Below are 14,093 nucleotides of genomic sequence, written 5' to 3' on the forward strand. Positions count from 1 at the left end.
TTTGTGCATGATTACAGGGAGCGCCGGATTTCGTCATTGCCCAAATTGAGTTGTTGCTGCAGCATGCAGTTCGCACACGACGGCCAGGTGCCGGGCGTGGTCCATTTCTTGAGAGGCAAGGATGAAGGGCAGGCTGCCGATGTCGCTCAATCTGCGTCTGTGGGCCGTCGTGCTGGTCGCCGTGCTGCCGATCTTCTCGATGGTGGCCCTGGACTACCAGGCGCAGCGGCACGAACGGGCGGGCGAGCTCGAGGCCAATGTGCTGCGCATGCTGTCCGTGTCCGAACAGCAGGAAGTGCTCGCGCTGGAATCGGTGCAGGGCACGCTTGAGGTCATGTCGCGCGCGAACGATTTGCAGGAGATCGAGCCGCGAGCCTGCTCGGCGCTGGCGGGGCGGATGCTGGCAACCCTGAGCGAGTACAACAACCTGGGCGCGGCCCTGCCTGACGGACGCGTTTTCTGCAGCGGCCGGGGCGCCGTCAGCGCGACATCGGTGCAGGATCGGAAGTGGTTTTCCGACGCGAGTTCGGCTACGGGCCTGACGCAGGGGGAGTTCGTCATCGGCCGCATCTCCGGCCAGCCTGGCCTGGTGTTCGGCTACCCGGTGCGGGACGAGGCCGGCACACTGCGCGCGACGCTGTTTGCGTCGATCGGTTTTCGCTGGTTCGATCGCCTGATCGTGGGCTACGGGCTGCCGGCGGGCTGGGAGGCCAATCTGATCTCGCGTGACGGTCTGCTCCTCGCGGGCTCGTCGATGGGCGAGCAGGGTCAGGCGCTTCCGCCCGCGCAAATGGCCGCGTTGCTGAGCATCGCGCGCACGTCGGAGCGCCCCGCCGAAGTAACCGATGCGGGTGGCCAGGTCCGCCTCTATGGCGCGCGCAGCGTCAGCTTTGCCGGGGACGATATCTTCGTTGCCATCGGCGCGCCGCTCGGAGCCACGCTGGGCGAGATCGACCGAGTCTTCCGCATTCGCGTCGCATTGCTCGCGCTGGTCACCCTGGTGTCGGCCGTGCTTGCGCGCCTGGTGGTCCATGCCTTGATCGGGCGATGGGCGCGGCGCGTCCGTGAAGTGGTCGAGACGATCGGTGGAGGTCGCCTCGATGCGAGAGTCGAGGTCGGCTCGTCCGTGCGCGAGTTGCGTGCGCTGGAGAAGGGCATCAATCGGATGGCGGCAGGACTCGAGCGGCGCGAGGCGGCGCTGGCTGAGCGCGATCAGGAACTCCGCCGCCTTTCGATGGCAGTCGAGCAAAGCCCCGAGAGCATCGTCATCACCGACGCCGGGGGGTGTATCGAGTACGTCAATGACGCATTCGTACGCAACACCGGGTACGCGCGCGAGGAGCTGATCGGCGGCAATCCGCGCATCCTCAACCAGGGCGCCACTCCGACTACCACCTATCAGGACCTGTGGGCAACGTTGCTGCGCGGCGAAGTCTGGCGGGGCGAGTTCCACAACACCCGCAAGGACGGTTCGATCTACATCGAGCTTGCCACCGTCGCACCGATTCGCGATGCAGCCGGGGCGGTGACCAATTATGTCGCCGTCAAAGAGGACATCACCCTGCGTCGGCGTTCGGAAGAGCTGGTGCACCGCCTGGCTTACCACGACCCGCTCACCGAGCTCCCCAACCGCGCCATGCTGCGCGACCGCCTGCAGCATGCGATCCTGGCCAGTGCCAGCAGTGGCGCGTTCGGCATGTTGCTGCTGCTCGACATCGATCGTTTCAAGCAGCTCAACGATACCCGCGGTCACGTGCTCGGCGACGAATTGCTGCGCGCAATCGCCCGCCGGCTGCGCCTGGTCGTGGACGAGGCGGCTACGATCGCACGCCAGGGCGACGACGACTTCGGCGTCATCGTCGAGAATCTGGGCGAATGTGTGGAGGATGCGCTGCTGCGCGCCGAGGCGCTGGCCCGAGAGATCCACGGCAAGCTCAACGAGCCATACGCACTCGAGGGTTCCGTCACCCTGAGCTATGTCACCCACAGCATCGGCATCACCTTGTTCAAGGGCCGGCAGTGGTCGCAGGAGAATCTGTTCAAGCAGGCCGAGGTGGCGCTGTTCACCGCGAAGGACGAAGGGCGCAACACCATCCGCTTCTTCAGCCCGCAGATGCAGTCGCTGGTGGACGCTCACGCGGCCATGGAGCAAGGCTTGCGCGCGGCGCTGGCGAACGCCGCGTTCCGCCTCTTCTATCAGCCCCAGGTCGACGCCGCGGGGCGGGTCACGGGGGCGGAGGCCCTGATCCGCTGGGTCGATGACGACGGGCGGTTCGTGTCGCCGGCGGCGTTCATCCCGGTCGCAGAGGAAACCGGCCTGATCGTGCCGATCGGTCAATGGGTGCTGGATACGGCATGCGCCCAGCTCGCGGCGTGGCAGGCGCAGCCGGAAACGCGGGCGCTGAGCATCTCGGTCAACGTCAGCGCACGCCAGTTCCACCAGCCCGATTTCGTCGACCAGGTGCTCGCCTGTGTCGAACGCCACGCCGTGGATCCGGCGGGCCTGAAGCTCGAACTGACCGAGAGCGTGATCCTTGGCGACCGCGACGAGGCGGTCGCGCGCATGGCCTACCTGAAGGTGCGCGGCCTGCGTTTCGCGCTCGACGACTTCGGCACCGGGTATTCGTCGCTGTCCTACCTCAAGCGCATGCCCCTGGATCAGCTCAAGATCGATCAGTCCTTCGTTCGCGACATGCTCGATGACGCGAGCAGCGAAACCATCGTCCGCGCCATCCTCGGCATGAGCGCATCGCTCGCACTCGGGGTCATCGCCGAGGGGGTGGAGACGGTCGAGCAGGCTGCATTCCTGAAGGCGCAGGGCTGCACCGGCTTCCAGGGCTACCTGTACGGGCGGCCACAGCCGATGGAGGAGTGGCCGCAGGAGTGGCTGCGGCCAACTGCCGTCTGATCCGCCGGCTTGCCCTGCGTCGGCCGTGCGGCAACAATGCAGGTGCCCGATTCGGGTGCTGACGGGAAATGCCCTATATGAACACCCTTGCCGGAAATCGCTTCGCCCTCCTTCTCGCGTTCGTCCTGCTCGTGCCCGTTGTTCCGGCGTCGGCCCAGGTCGTGGCTGGGGACGAGCCGGCGCTGCGCCTCGAGTGCGGCGGTATCGGCCTCGAGGAGTCGGAGCGCATGCGCGCCGAGGTCGCGATGCATGCGCTCACGTTGTTCTTTTCCACCACCGAGGGCGGCTTCGTGACCGACGTGGCGACGCGGGTGGATGATCCGCTCGCCGACCGCAGGGTCGAATCATCCTGCGGGCCGATCGGCCAGCTCGACGTTCCCGCGCCCGGGCGCTACCGGATCACCGCGACCTACGCCGGCGCGACCCAGGAGCACTGGGTCGAGCTGACGCCGGGCGGCGGTGCGCGCTTGTCGCTGCGCTGGAAGGAGTGAACGCGACCGATCCGCCAGAAAGCGGTCGCGGATCGGAGGCGGCGCTGTGGGAGGGCGCTTGCCCGTGAAGGCGGTGGTCCGGAACGCGCCATTCGCGGGCAAGCCCGCTCCCACGGCAGGCGCGCCACCCGCATGGTTTGCGATCGCCCGCGATCTGCCTTATCCGCACGCGCCGAAGCCGTTAAACTCGCGGTCTTTGTCCAGTTTGAGCCGGAGCGATCCATGACTGTCCAGCGCGTCCTCACCGGGATCACCACCTCGGGCACGCCCCATCTCGGCAACTACGCCGGCGCCATCCGTCCGGCGGTGGCCGCCAGCCGCCAGCCCGGGGTGGAGAGCTTCTACTTCCTGGCCGACTACCACGCGCTGATCAAGACCACCGACCCGCTGCGCGTGCAGCGCTCGACGCTGGAGATCGCCGCCACCTGGCTCGCCGCCGGGCTCGACACCGACCGCGTGTGGTTCTACCGCCAGTCCGACATCCCCGAGATCCCGGAACTCACCTGGCTGATCACCTGTGTCGCCGGCAAGGGCCTGCTCAACCGCGCCCACGCCTACAAGGCGGCGGTGGATCGCAACACCGCCGAGGGCGTGGATCCGGACGCCGGGGTCAACATGGGCCTGTACATGTACCCGGTGCTGATGGCCGCCGACATCCTGATGTTCAAGGCGCACTCGGTGCCGGTCGGGCGCGACCAGATCCAGCACATCGAGATGGCGCGCGACATCGCCGGCAGCTTCAACCACATCTACGGCGAGCATTTCGTGCTCCCCGAGGCCGCCATCGACGCCTCGGTCGCCACCCTGCCCGGGCTGGACGGCCGCAAGATGAGCAAGAGCTACGACAACACCATCCCGCTGTTCGCGCCCACCGCCGAGCTCAAGAAGCTGATCTTCTCGATCGTCACCGACTCCAAGGCGCCGGGCGAGCCCAAGGACGCCGACGGCTCGGCGCTGTTCCAGCTCCACCAGGCGTTTTCGACCGCCGAGGAGACGCGCGCGATGCGCACCGCCTTCGACGAGGGCATCGCCTGGGGCGACGCCAAGCAGGCGCTGTTCGAGCGCATCGAGGCCGCGGTGGCGCCGATGCGCGAGCACTACCTGGCGCTGATCGCCGAGCCGGCGCGCATCGAGAAACACCTGCACGAAGGCGCCGCCAAGGCGCGCGCGATCGCCACCCCCTTCCTCGCCGAGCTGCGCCACGCCGTTGGCCTGCGCAACCTGGCCAGCGTGCCCCAGGCGGCGAAGGCGGAGAAGGCGAAGGCCGCGCTGCCGCAGTTCAAGCAGTACCGCGAGGCCGACGGCCGCTTCCACTTCAAGCTGGTCGACGCCGACGGCCGCCTGCTGCTGCAGGGTGCGGGCTTTGCTTCGCCGCGCGAGGCGGGCGCGGTGGTGGCGGCGCTGAAGCAGGGCACAGCGTTCGCCGTCGAGGGCGCGAACATCGTGGTCGATGGGCAGACGGTGGCCGCGCTGGCCGAGGACGTCGCCCCGGCCGAGCTGAGCGAGGCACTGGCGGCCTTCGCCGCCTGAGCCGGCGCCGCGACCGGGCAAGCGCCGGCCGCGCGCGCATCGGTCAGCGTTCCTTCGGCCCGGTCCTTCAATGCCGGGTGATCACCACCTCCAGGTATTCGCCCGGCACCACCAGCGAGTCCGCGCCGCCGACGTTGAGCGACTCGAGCAGCGCCGCCAGGTCGGCCTGCAGGCGGGCCTGGCCGGCCTCGTCGAGCGCGGCGAAGGCCTTGTGCGTGGGGCCGTAGTAGTTGCGGAAGACGTCGATCCAGTGCGCGGGCGAGCGGTAGCGGAAGTTGAAGCTGCGCCGGCTGCACTGGATGTCCTCGGCGTGGGCGCCGAACAATTCCACCAGATAGGGCTCGTCGCCCCATTTCACCGGCGAGCGCAGCCCCGCCGGCGGCGGCACGTGCGCGCCGACGGTGCGGAACAGGCGGCCGATGAAACCCTCCGGCGTCCATGCGGCGAAGCCGATGCGCCCGCCCGGACGCACGACCCGCAGCAGTTCTTCGGCGGTGCGCTGGTGGTCGGGCGCGAACATTGCGCCGAAGGTCGACAGCGCGACGTCGAACTCGCCGTCGGCGAAGGGCAGGGCCTCGACGTCGGCGACCTGGAAATCGACCGCCAGCCCTTCGGCGCGTGCGCGCGCGGCGGCCTTGTCGAGCAGCGTGGGCACGTAATCGGTCGAGGTCACGTCGGCGAAGCGGCGCGCCGCGGCCAGCGTGGCGTTGCCGTTGCCGGCGGCGACGTCGAGCACACGTTCGCCGGCGCGCACGTCCGCGGCTTCGGCGAGGTTCTCGCCGACGATCTGCAGGGTGGTGCCGATGACCGCGTAGTCGCCGCTGGCCCAGGTGGCCTGCTGGCGCAGCTTGATCGCGGCCAGATCCGGGGTGGCGGCGATGGCTGCGCGCAGTTCGGTGGGGGCATTCATGATGAGTCTCCTTGGAGTGGGAGTGGGATTGGGGTTGGGGGTGGGCCTCTGCGGGCCCGTGCCGGGGGACGAAACCTTCCGACGCATTCATTCTTTCGCTGTGGCGAATTCGGTGCTTCACTGGAAATCCGGCAGGCTTGCTCGTGCGTCCGCCGTTGCGGCGCGTGCGCCTGCCCGATTTGCGGAGGTCCTGCCCGATGGGGCGCGATACGCTGTCCGATCTGCTCGGCACCGTGCGCTTGCGTGCCGCGGTCTTCTACTACGTGAGTTGCTGGCGCAACTGGGCGACCGAGGCGCCGCCGGCTTGCGAGATCGCGGCGGCGGTGATGCCCGGCGCCGACCATGTCATGGCCTTCCACATGGTCGTGCGCGGCAGCGGCTGGGCCGCGGTCAGCGGAGAGGCGCCGCTGCGGTTGGCGACCGGCGACATCGTCGTGCTGCCGCATGGCGATGCGCACGTGATGTCGAGTGCGCCCGGGGTGGCGGCCGAGCGCCTGCAGCCGGAGTGGGTGTTCGCCAACCGTGATGCACCGCGCCCGATCCCGGTCAGCTACCGCGGCGGCATCGGCGAGCCGGCCCCAGCCGAGCCCTGCGCGGATGCCGATGCCGTGCTGGTGTGCGGCTTCCTGGGCTGCGACCTGCGCCCGTTCAACCCGCTGGTGGCAGCGCTGCCGCGGCTGCTGCACCTGCCGGCGGCGCGGGCCGGGGGCTGGATGGCGCATGTCATCGACCAGGCCGCACACGAGTCCGCCGAACGTCGGGCGGGGGGCGACGCGGTGCTCGAGCGCCTGGCGGAGATGATGTTCGTCGACACCGTGCGCCGCTATCTCGACGACCTGCCCGCCGACGCCCGCGGCTGGCTGGCCGGCTTGCGCGACCGCCAGGTCGGGCGTGCGCTGGCGCTGCTGCACGGCGACCCGGCGCACGGATGGACCATCGACGAGCTCGGGCGTCAGGCCGGCCTGTCACGCTCGGCCCTGCACGAGCGCTTCGTGCAGTTCCTCGGCCAGCCGCCGATGCACTATCTGGCGAGCTGGCGCATCCAGCTCGGCTCGCGCCTGCTGCGTGAGACCCGCCAGACGGTGGCCGCGATCGCAGCGGAGGTCGGCTACGAGTCGGAAGCGGCATTCTCGCGCACGTTCAAGCGCCTGGTTGGTCTTCCGCCGGCGGCGTGGCGGCGAAGGGCTCAGCTTGCCGTGCCGCCGACCGCGCCGGCCACCGCCGCCTCGGTCAGCTCTGGTGCGCACAGTTCGATGAAGCGATAGGCGAAGCCGCGCAGGTAGTGGCCGCGGCGTACGGCAATGCGGGTGATGTTCTCGGCAAACAGGTGATCGCTGTCGAGCTTGCGCAGCCCCGGGTCGCGCGACGGGTTGAAGGCCATCGACGCCAGGATGCCGACGCCGAGACCGAGTTCGACGTAGGTCTTGATCACGTCGGCATCGAGCGCCGACATCACCACGTCGGGCGTCAGGCCGGCGCGGGCGAAGGTCTGGTCGATGCGGGTGCGGCCGGTAAAGCCTTCGTGATAGGTGATGACCGGATGCGCGGTGATTGCTTCCAGGCTCAGCGGTTGCACCTGCTCGAGCGCATGGCCGGCGGGCACGACCACCGCGTGCTGCCAGCCGTAATACGGAAAAGAGGCCAGTTCCGGGACTTCGGCCAGCGCCTCGGTGGCCACACCGATGTCGGCCTCGCCGTCGAGCAGCATCTGCACGATTTCGCCCGGGCTACCCTGATGCAGTTTGAGGTGCACCTTTGGGTAGGCGTGCTTGAAGGCCGCGACCACCGTCGGCAGCGCATACCGCGCCTGAGTGTGGGTGGTGACCACGGTGAGCTGGCCTTCGTCGCGCCCGCGATACTGGTCGGCCAGACGCTTGATGTTGGCGGCGTCGAGCAGCATGCGCTCGACCATCACCACCAGCTCCTCGCCGGGCGGGGTGAGGCCGAGCAGGCGCTTGCCCTTGCGCACGAAGAGCTCGATGCCGAGCTCGTCCTCGAGGTCCTTGATGTGCTTGGACACCCCCGACTGCGAGGTGAACAGCGCGTTGGCCACCTCGGTGAGGTTGAAGCCGCGCCGTACGGTCTCGCGGATGATGCGCAACTGCTGAAAGTTCATCGGGCGGCTCCGGCCGTGGTGGTGGCTGGTCGCGATTCGAACAGGCTCAGGTTCGAGGGTAGCAGGCGGACGGCCTGGCCTTCCGCCAGACCGAGGCGGGCGACGCGCTCACGCGTGAGTTCCACCTCGAAATGCTGGCCGCGGGCGCCGTTGACGCCATCGAGCTCGACCCGCGCGGTGACGCCGAAGGCGAGGATGCGGCTCACCCGCGCCGCGATGCCTGCACCGGCGCCGACGACGATGTCGAGCTCGTGCGGGCGGGCAAAGGCCACCACCTCGGCGCCCTCGCCAAACTGCCCGGCGCCATGCGGCAGGCGGTCGTCGCCCACGCGCAGGCCGTCGCCATCGACCCGACCGTGGAAGAAGTTCACCGCCCCGAGAAAACCATACACGAAGGGCGTCGCCGGCCGGCGGTACACCTCTTCCGGGGTGCCGATCTGCTCGACCGCGCCCTTGTTCATCAGCACCACGCGGTCGGCCACTTCCAGCGCCTCCTCCTGGTCGTGGGTAACGAAGATCGAGGTGATGTGCAGCTCGTCGTGCAGCTTGCGCAGCCAGCGCCGCAGCTCCTTGCGCACCTTGGCATCGAGCGCGCCGAAGGGCTCGTCGAGCAGCAGCACGCGCGGCTCCACTGCCAGCGCACGGGCGAGCGCGATTCGCTGGCGCTGGCCGCCGGAGAGCTGGGCGGGGAAGCGGTCGGCCAGCCAGTCGAGCTGCACCAGTTCGAGCAGCGCGTGCACCTTCTCGGCGATCTGCTTTTCCGACGGGCGCTGCGCACGCGGCTTCATGCGCATGCCGAAGGCGACGTTGTCGAACACGCTCATGTGGCGGAACAGCGCGTAGTGCTGGAACACGAAGCCAACCTGGCGGTCGCGCACATGGGTGCCGGAGGCGTCCTCGCCGTCGAGCAGGACCTGGCCGGCGTCGGCCGCCTCGAGCCCGGCGATCACCCGCAGCAGCGTGGTCTTGCCGCAGCCCGAGGGGCCGAGCAGGGCGACCAGCTCGCCGGTGGGGAAATCGAGCGACACGTCGTCGAGGGCAACGAAGCTGCCGAAGCGCTTGTGGATCTTGCGAACCTGGATGCTCATGGCTGTCCCTCGTGAAGGTCGTGTTTTGCGTGGGCGGCGCGGTGCTCGATCCAGGTCTTGATGCCCAGGGTCACCAACGCCAGTAGGGCGAGCAGCGAGGCCACCGCAAAGGCGGCTGCGAACTGGTATTCGTTGTAGAGAATCTCGACGTGCAGCGGCAGCGTGTTGGTCTCGCTGCGGATGTGGCCGGAGACCACCGACACCGCGCCGAACTCGCCCATCGCGCGCGCGTTGGTGAGGATCACGCCGTACAGCAGGCCCCACTTGATATTGGGCAGGGTCACGTACCAGAAGGTCTGCAGGCCGTTGGCGCCGAGCACGACCGCGGCTTCCTCCTCTTCCTTGCCCTGCGCCTGCATCAGCGGGATGAGTTCGCGGGCGATGAAGGGGAAGGTGACGAACACGGTGGCGAGCACGATGCCGGGCACGGCGAAGATGACCTTGAGGTCGTGCTCGGCCAGCCACGGCCCGAACCAGCCCTGGGCGCCGAACACCAATACGTAGATCAGGCCGGCGATCACCGGCGATACCGAGAACGGCAGGTCGATCAGCGTGATCAGGAAGTGCTTGCCGCGGAACTCGAACTTGGCGATCGCCCACGCCGCGCACACGCCGAACACCAGGTTCAGCGGCAGCGCGATGGCCGCGGCGAGCAGCGTCAGGCGCAGCGCCGACAGCGCGTCGGGATCGATGAGCGCGGTGAGGTAGGTCTCCCAGCCCTTGCGCAGTGCCTCGACGAACACCGCGATCAGCGGCATCAGCAGGAACACGGCGAAGAAGGTCAGCGCGGTGGCGAGGATCAGCCACTTCACCAGCGGTGTCTCGCGCGTCGCCGCACGGGCCTCGAAGCGGGTCTGGCCGATGGCATGGGCCGCCCCCAGGCGGAGCGTCGTTGCGGCAGCCATCAGCGGTCCCCCCCGGTACGTTTGGCGGTCCATGCCTGCAGGCCGTTGATGACCAGCAGCAGGGTGAAGGACAGGATCAGCATCACGGTGGCGATCGCGGTGGCGCCGGTGTAGTCGTACTGCTCGAGCTTGGTGATGATCATCAGCGGGGTGATCTCCGACACCATCGGGATGTTGCCGGCGATGAAGATCACCGAGCCGTACTCGCCGACCGCACGCGCGAAGGCGAGCGCGAAGCCGGTCAGCAGCGCCGGGAACAGGATCGGCCGGATCACGTGGCGGAAGGCCTGCCAGCGTTGCGCGCCGAGGCTGGTGGCAGCTTCTTCCAGCTCGGTGTCGAGGTCCTCGAGGATCGGCTGCACCGTGCGCACCACGAAGGGCAGGCCGATGAACACCAGCGCCACCAGCACGCCGAGCGGCTTGAACGCGACCTGGATGCCGAGCGGCTCGAGGAGCTGGCCGATCCAGCCGTTCCTGGCGTAGAGCGCGGTCAGCGCGATGCCGGCCACCGCAGTGGGGAGCGCGAAGGGCAGGTCCACCAGGGCATCGATCAGCTTCTTGCCGGGAAAGGAATAGCGCACCAGCGCCCACGCCAGCATCAGCCCGAACACGGCGTTGATCGCGGCGGCGAGCAGCGACATGCCGAAGGACAGCTTGTAGGAGGCCACCACCCGCGGCGCGGTGACCACGGTCCAGAACTCGCTGAAGCTCAGTTCCGCGGTCTTCAGGAACACCGCCGCGAGCGGGATCAGCACGATCAGCGACAGGTAGCCGAGGGTGTAGCCGAGCGTCAGGTTGAAGCCCGGTAATACGCGGAAGGTCGGCGCGGCGGGGGCGGGGTGAAGCGGGGGAGAGAGGGCTGCGGTGCGCATGATGGATGCCGTGACTCGGGAATGCGTTCGAGTCTAGGGGGCGGCTTCAGGGACGAAAAATAATAAAAACAGCGTTGCTTATGCGATTTTCTGCAACGCGGGTGGTGATGTCGCGCGGGTCAGGCGCCGCGGCGGAGCGCGCACGACGACTACAATGGCGCGCTTCATCGAGGAGGCGATCGCGTGACGGACTTCTTTGGCAATTTCCTGCTTGCGCTGCTGCTGGTCGTGCTCCTGCGTTTTCTCTACGCCGTGTGCGCGCTGCTCGTGCGCACCCGCGATGGAGGAAACATCGCGTTTGCGGTCGCCCTGCCCGCGGGCCTGCTCTACATCGTCGTGCGCAACCCGGTGCCGGTGACCAGCTGGGCAGGACTGGCGACCGGGGTGATCCTCGGCGTGGCGCTGCTGCTGTCGATTGCGCTGTGGAAGCGGCGTCGATCCTGAAAAGGTCGCAGCCTGGCGGCGCAAAGCTCGGAGCCTGAAGAGCTCAGCACAATTTCTTCGTTCGGGTTCGGATGCACATCCTCATTGATACGTCCCTTGCGGCCGGCATTCAGCACGATCAGCGCGCCTTCGTGCCGCGCAACGACCGCAACACCGGCTTTCATGTGGCGATTCGTGAGCCCGTGCGGGTGACCTGCACTGCGTGCGGACGGACGGGCGCCAGGACTGCCGGCCAATCCAGACCACTCAAACGCCGGTGTACGCGAGACCAATGGCCGCGCACGCCGCAATCACCTTCATGACGTCCTGCTTGTACTTCCACAGCGCGATGGAGGGCACGAGCGAGATCAGCTCATAGATCCACCGAAGCCGCCCGAGAAGGGCGCGGCTTCGGTGGCACGCGGGAAGATTACATGCCAGCCGAAGAACAGCGCCAGGCCGTCGATCATCTAGGTGCCGGTGAGCCAGCCGTAGGTGTCGACACCGCCCTGATCGACATAGGGCAGCACGGCGTAGGTGCCGCCGAAGGTGACGAGCGCCGCCTTGGTCAAGAACTCGCCCATGGTTCACAGCACCGGCTCGCTCAGCATCGCCATTGCCGCGCCACAAAGGCCGCCGCCGCCAGCGCCCACAGCAACCGGTGCTTCAAGGCCCGCGAGCCGATCCGCCACGCCGCGAACACCACGATTGCCACCACCGCCGGCTTGATGCCGTTGAAGATGCCCTGCATGAAGCTGATGTCGCCGAAGGCGAGGTAGATGTAGGTGAGCGCGCCCAGGATGAGCAGCGATGGCAGCACGAACAGCGTGTCGGCATCGATGCCGCTCCAGGTTCGGTGCAGCAGCCAGCCGCTGTAGATCGCGAGCTGCCCGGCCGGGCCGCCGAAGCTGATGAAGCAGAGTTTCAGCCAGTACAGGAAGGCCTCGCGGAACGAGGGATGGGCGCGGCGGGGGCGCGCCACGGGCACAAAGTTCGCGCTTTGGTGGCGGGTCACGATTGTCGCTGACCGAGCGCCACGCGGGGGGCGGGTCCGCTTCGCTCAGTTCGCAGCCGGTTCGAGCCCGAACAAGCTCGCCGCGCTGCCCCACAGCGCCTTGGCGGGGCTGGACGGCGCACCCTGCCCGGCCTTGGGAAGGGTCAGCCGCTTTGCGGTGTTTGATTCGGGCATGTACGACGTCGCCGCGGATGATTTCCTTCACCCGCCCGCGAAACTGGTTGCGAACGTTGATTGCCTTGATTGCCTTGTCGGGGCTCCCTGATTACCTGGCGTAGACCTGGTCGAACACGCCGCCATCGGCGAAGTGCTTCGTCTGCGCGGCTTGCCAGCCGCCGAGGTCCTCGATCGTGATCAGCTCCACCTTCGGGAAGCGCGTGAGGTCGGCGGGGTCGGCATGCTCGGGTGTCACCGGGCGGTAATAGTGTTTCGCGGCGAGCTTCTGGCCGACCGGCGAGTACAGGTATTCGAGGTAGGCCTGGGCCACTTTTTCCGTGCCGCGCTTCTTCGCCACACCATCGACGACGGTGACCGGCGGCTCGGCGAGGATCGAGACCGAGGGCACGACGATCTCGAACTTGTCCGGGCCGAGCTCGTTGATCGACAGGAAGGCTTCGTTCTCCCACGCCAGCAGCACGTCGCCGATGCCGCGCTGGACGAAGGTGTTGGTCGAGCCGCGCGCGCCCGAGTCGAGTACCGGCACGTTCTTCAGCAGGCGGGTTACGAAGTCCTGTGCGCTCTGTTCGCTGCCACCGGGTTGCTTGAGCGCGTAGCCCCACGCGGCCAGGTAGTTCCAGCGCGCGCCGCCTGAGGTCTTCGGGTTGGGCGTGATCACCTCGATGCCCGGTTTGACCAGATCACCCCAGTCCTTGATGCCCTTGGGGTTGCCCTTGCGCACCAGGAACACGATGGTCGAGGTGTAAGGCGAGCTGCTATGGGCGAGGCGTGTTTGCCAGTCGGCGGGGATCTTGCCGGTCTTTTCCGCGATGGCGTCGATGTCGTAGGCCAGGGCCAGCGTGACGACGTCTGCTTCCAGCCCGTCGATCACAGCCCGTGCCTGCTTGCCCGCGCCGCCGTGGGACTGCCTGATGGTCACGGTTTCGCCCGTCTGTGCATGCCAGTGCCTGGTGAATTCCGGATTGAATTCCTGGTAAAGCTCGCGTGTCGGATCGTAGGACACGTTCAGCAGGGTCGTCTGCGCTGCGACGCCGCCGGCGAATCCAGCGGATAGCGCAAGGGCGAGCAGCGTGCGGTGAAGGGGGTGACGCGCCATGGTGTTTGCTCCAGATCGGTGATTGCGATGGAGAGAATCTATCCGCGGGGCTCGCCAACCCCAACCAAGAAGAAATGCATTGCATATTCGACGTCACACGCCTTGATGGCGGTCGTGTGCCTCTGTTTGGGATGAAGGCTTGATTGATGTCGATAAATATGTAAAATCTCGAGAAATAATGCGGTTCTGCGCATCAACTATTGATCCGGGGAGATCGGGTTGCCCCATCGGCGCGAAGGCGAATCAAGCGGTCAAGTGGATGCCTCCATCAGGCATGGGCCTGGGATGGTCGGCGCTGCCTCGACCCGAGCCGTGCCCCCGCGCCGGGATCGCGTCCTCGACCTGTGCCGCTTGCGTCATGCCGACACGGCAGAGCGTTCATCGACGGTGGCCGACGGGGCGTACGAGATTCACCTGATCCTGGACGGTCATTGTCGGGCTCCCCAGCTCCGCTATGCTCGCCAGCTCGGTGCCGGGCACATCGTGCTGCGCCTTGCGAACGCGCCCGATGCGCTGAGCTGCTCGGAAGATTTCGACAGCTCGATCATCCGGCTTCCCATTG

General features: G+C 67.7%; 12 protein-coding genes and 1 pseudogene. 5 read left to right on the forward strand and 8 right to left on the reverse strand.

Annotated features, from left to right (window positions below; translation table 11 throughout):
- The first annotated feature begins 121 nt into the window (after nt 1–121).
- The 3 genes from RBT54_RS12810 (at nt 122) to RBT54_RS12820 (ending at nt 4,929) form a co-directional block, all read left to right on the forward strand.
- Nucleotides 122–2,908 (forward strand): EAL domain-containing protein, encoded by a 2,787-nt coding sequence (locus RBT54_RS12810; RefSeq protein ID WP_320367460.1) that lies wholly within the window; start codon nt 122–124, stop codon nt 2,906–2,908.
- Between the two features lie 77 nt (nt 2,909–2,985).
- Nucleotides 2,986–3,399, forward strand: a complete 414-nt coding sequence (locus tag RBT54_RS12815) for a hypothetical protein (protein ID WP_320367461.1) — start codon at nt 2,986–2,988, stop codon at nt 3,397–3,399.
- Between the two features lie 222 nt (nt 3,400–3,621).
- A complete protein-coding gene (locus RBT54_RS12820) occupies nt 3,622–4,929 on the forward strand; it encodes a tryptophan--tRNA ligase (protein WP_320367462.1) in 1,308 nt (435 codons plus the stop codon).
- Between the two features lie 67 nt (nt 4,930–4,996).
- Here RBT54_RS12820 and RBT54_RS12825 read toward each other — a convergent pair whose 3' ends face one another.
- On the reverse strand, nt 4,997–5,839 hold the full coding sequence (locus RBT54_RS12825) for a class I SAM-dependent methyltransferase (RefSeq protein ID WP_320367463.1): 843 nt from the start codon (nt 5,837–5,839) through the stop codon (nt 4,997–4,999).
- Between the two features lie 197 nt (nt 5,840–6,036).
- On the opposite strand from RBT54_RS12825, the gene RBT54_RS12830 reads away from it, so the two are divergent.
- Nucleotides 6,037–7,104, forward strand: coding sequence for an AraC family transcriptional regulator (locus RBT54_RS12830; RefSeq protein ID WP_320367464.1), 1,068 nt, complete (start codon nt 6,037–6,039; stop codon nt 7,102–7,104).
- On the opposite strand, the gene RBT54_RS12835 is transcribed toward RBT54_RS12830, so the two are convergent.
- From RBT54_RS12835 to cysT, 4 genes are read right to left on the reverse strand one after another with little or no spacing between them, the layout of a single operon-like run.
- Complete coding sequence (locus RBT54_RS12835) at nt 7,026–7,955, reverse strand: CysB family HTH-type transcriptional regulator (RefSeq protein ID WP_320367465.1); 930 nt, start codon at nt 7,953–7,955, stop codon at nt 7,026–7,028. The genes RBT54_RS12830 and RBT54_RS12835 overlap by 79 nt on opposite strands.
- Nucleotides 7,952–9,043, reverse strand: a complete 1,092-nt coding sequence (locus RBT54_RS12840) for a sulfate ABC transporter ATP-binding protein (protein ID WP_320367466.1) — start codon at nt 9,041–9,043, stop codon at nt 7,952–7,954. Before RBT54_RS12840 ends, RBT54_RS12835 begins: the two co-directional genes overlap by 4 nt.
- Nucleotides 9,040–9,948, reverse strand: a complete 909-nt coding sequence (gene cysW / locus RBT54_RS12845; RefSeq protein WP_320367467.1) for a sulfate ABC transporter permease subunit CysW — start codon at nt 9,946–9,948, stop codon at nt 9,040–9,042. The genes RBT54_RS12840 and cysW overlap by 4 nt, the downstream gene beginning before the upstream one ends.
- Nucleotides 9,948–10,820 (reverse strand): sulfate ABC transporter permease subunit CysT, encoded by an 873-nt coding sequence (gene cysT / locus RBT54_RS12850; protein WP_320367468.1) that lies wholly within the window; start codon nt 10,818–10,820, stop codon nt 9,948–9,950. The genes cysW and cysT overlap by 1 nt, the downstream gene beginning before the upstream one ends.
- A gap of 183 nt (nt 10,821–11,003) precedes the next feature.
- On the opposite strand from cysT, the gene RBT54_RS12855 reads away from it, so the two are divergent.
- Nucleotides 11,004–11,264, forward strand: coding sequence for a hypothetical protein (locus tag RBT54_RS12855; protein ID WP_320367469.1), 261 nt, complete (start codon nt 11,004–11,006; stop codon nt 11,262–11,264).
- 452 nt (nt 11,265–11,716) lie between these two features.
- Here RBT54_RS12855 and RBT54_RS12860 read toward each other — a convergent pair.
- From RBT54_RS12860 to RBT54_RS12870, 3 genes and pseudogenes are all read right to left on the reverse strand, one after another.
- Nucleotides 11,717–12,231 (reverse strand): annotated as a pseudogene (locus tag RBT54_RS12860) (chromate transporter); the annotation flags it as partial.
- Between the two features lie 72 nt (nt 12,232–12,303).
- On the reverse strand, nt 12,304–12,432 hold the full coding sequence (locus tag RBT54_RS12865; protein ID WP_320367470.1) for a hypothetical protein: 129 nt from the start codon (nt 12,430–12,432) through the stop codon (nt 12,304–12,306).
- Nucleotides 12,433–12,523: 91 nt separating this feature from the next.
- Complete coding sequence (locus RBT54_RS12870; RefSeq protein WP_320367471.1) at nt 12,524–13,531, reverse strand: sulfate ABC transporter substrate-binding protein; 1,008 nt, start codon at nt 13,529–13,531, stop codon at nt 12,524–12,526.
- Nucleotides 13,532–14,093 lie beyond the last annotated feature (562 nt).

Origin of the sequence: Thauera sp. (assembly GCF_034003485.1) — a bacterium.
Taxonomy (GTDB): domain Bacteria; phylum Pseudomonadota; class Gammaproteobacteria; order Burkholderiales; family Rhodocyclaceae; genus Thauera.

Excerpts from the sequence above, each read along its gene's own strand:
- cysW (WP_320367467.1), bottom strand. The coding sequence starts at position 9,948 with ATGGCTGCCGCAACGACGCTCCGCCTGGGGGCGGCCCATGCCATCGGC.
- RBT54_RS12835 (WP_320367465.1), bottom strand. The coding sequence starts at position 7,955 with ATGAACTTTCAGCAGTTGCGCATCATCCGCGAGACCGTACGGCGCGGC.
- RBT54_RS12825 (WP_320367463.1), bottom strand. The coding sequence starts at position 5,839 with ATGAATGCCCCCACCGAACTGCGCGCAGCCATCGCCGCCACCCCGGAT.
- RBT54_RS12840 (WP_320367466.1), bottom strand. The coding sequence starts at position 9,043 with ATGAGCATCCAGGTTCGCAAGATCCACAAGCGCTTCGGCAGCTTCGTT.
- RBT54_RS12820 (WP_320367462.1), top strand. The coding sequence starts at position 3,622 with ATGACTGTCCAGCGCGTCCTCACCGGGATCACCACCTCGGGCACGCCC.
- RBT54_RS12865 (WP_320367470.1), bottom strand. The coding sequence starts at position 12,432 with ATGCCCGAATCAAACACCGCAAAGCGGCTGACCCTTCCCAAGGCCGGG.
- RBT54_RS12815 (WP_320367461.1), top strand. The coding sequence starts at position 2,986 with ATGAACACCCTTGCCGGAAATCGCTTCGCCCTCCTTCTCGCGTTCGTC.
- RBT54_RS12830 (WP_320367464.1), top strand. The coding sequence starts at position 6,037 with ATGGGGCGCGATACGCTGTCCGATCTGCTCGGCACCGTGCGCTTGCGT.
- RBT54_RS12870 (WP_320367471.1), bottom strand. The coding sequence starts at position 13,531 with ATGGCGCGTCACCCCCTTCACCGCACGCTGCTCGCCCTTGCGCTATCC.
- cysT (WP_320367468.1), bottom strand. The coding sequence starts at position 10,820 with ATGCGCACCGCAGCCCTCTCTCCCCCGCTTCACCCCGCCCCCGCCGCG.
- RBT54_RS12810 (WP_320367460.1), top strand. The coding sequence starts at position 122 with ATGAAGGGCAGGCTGCCGATGTCGCTCAATCTGCGTCTGTGGGCCGTC.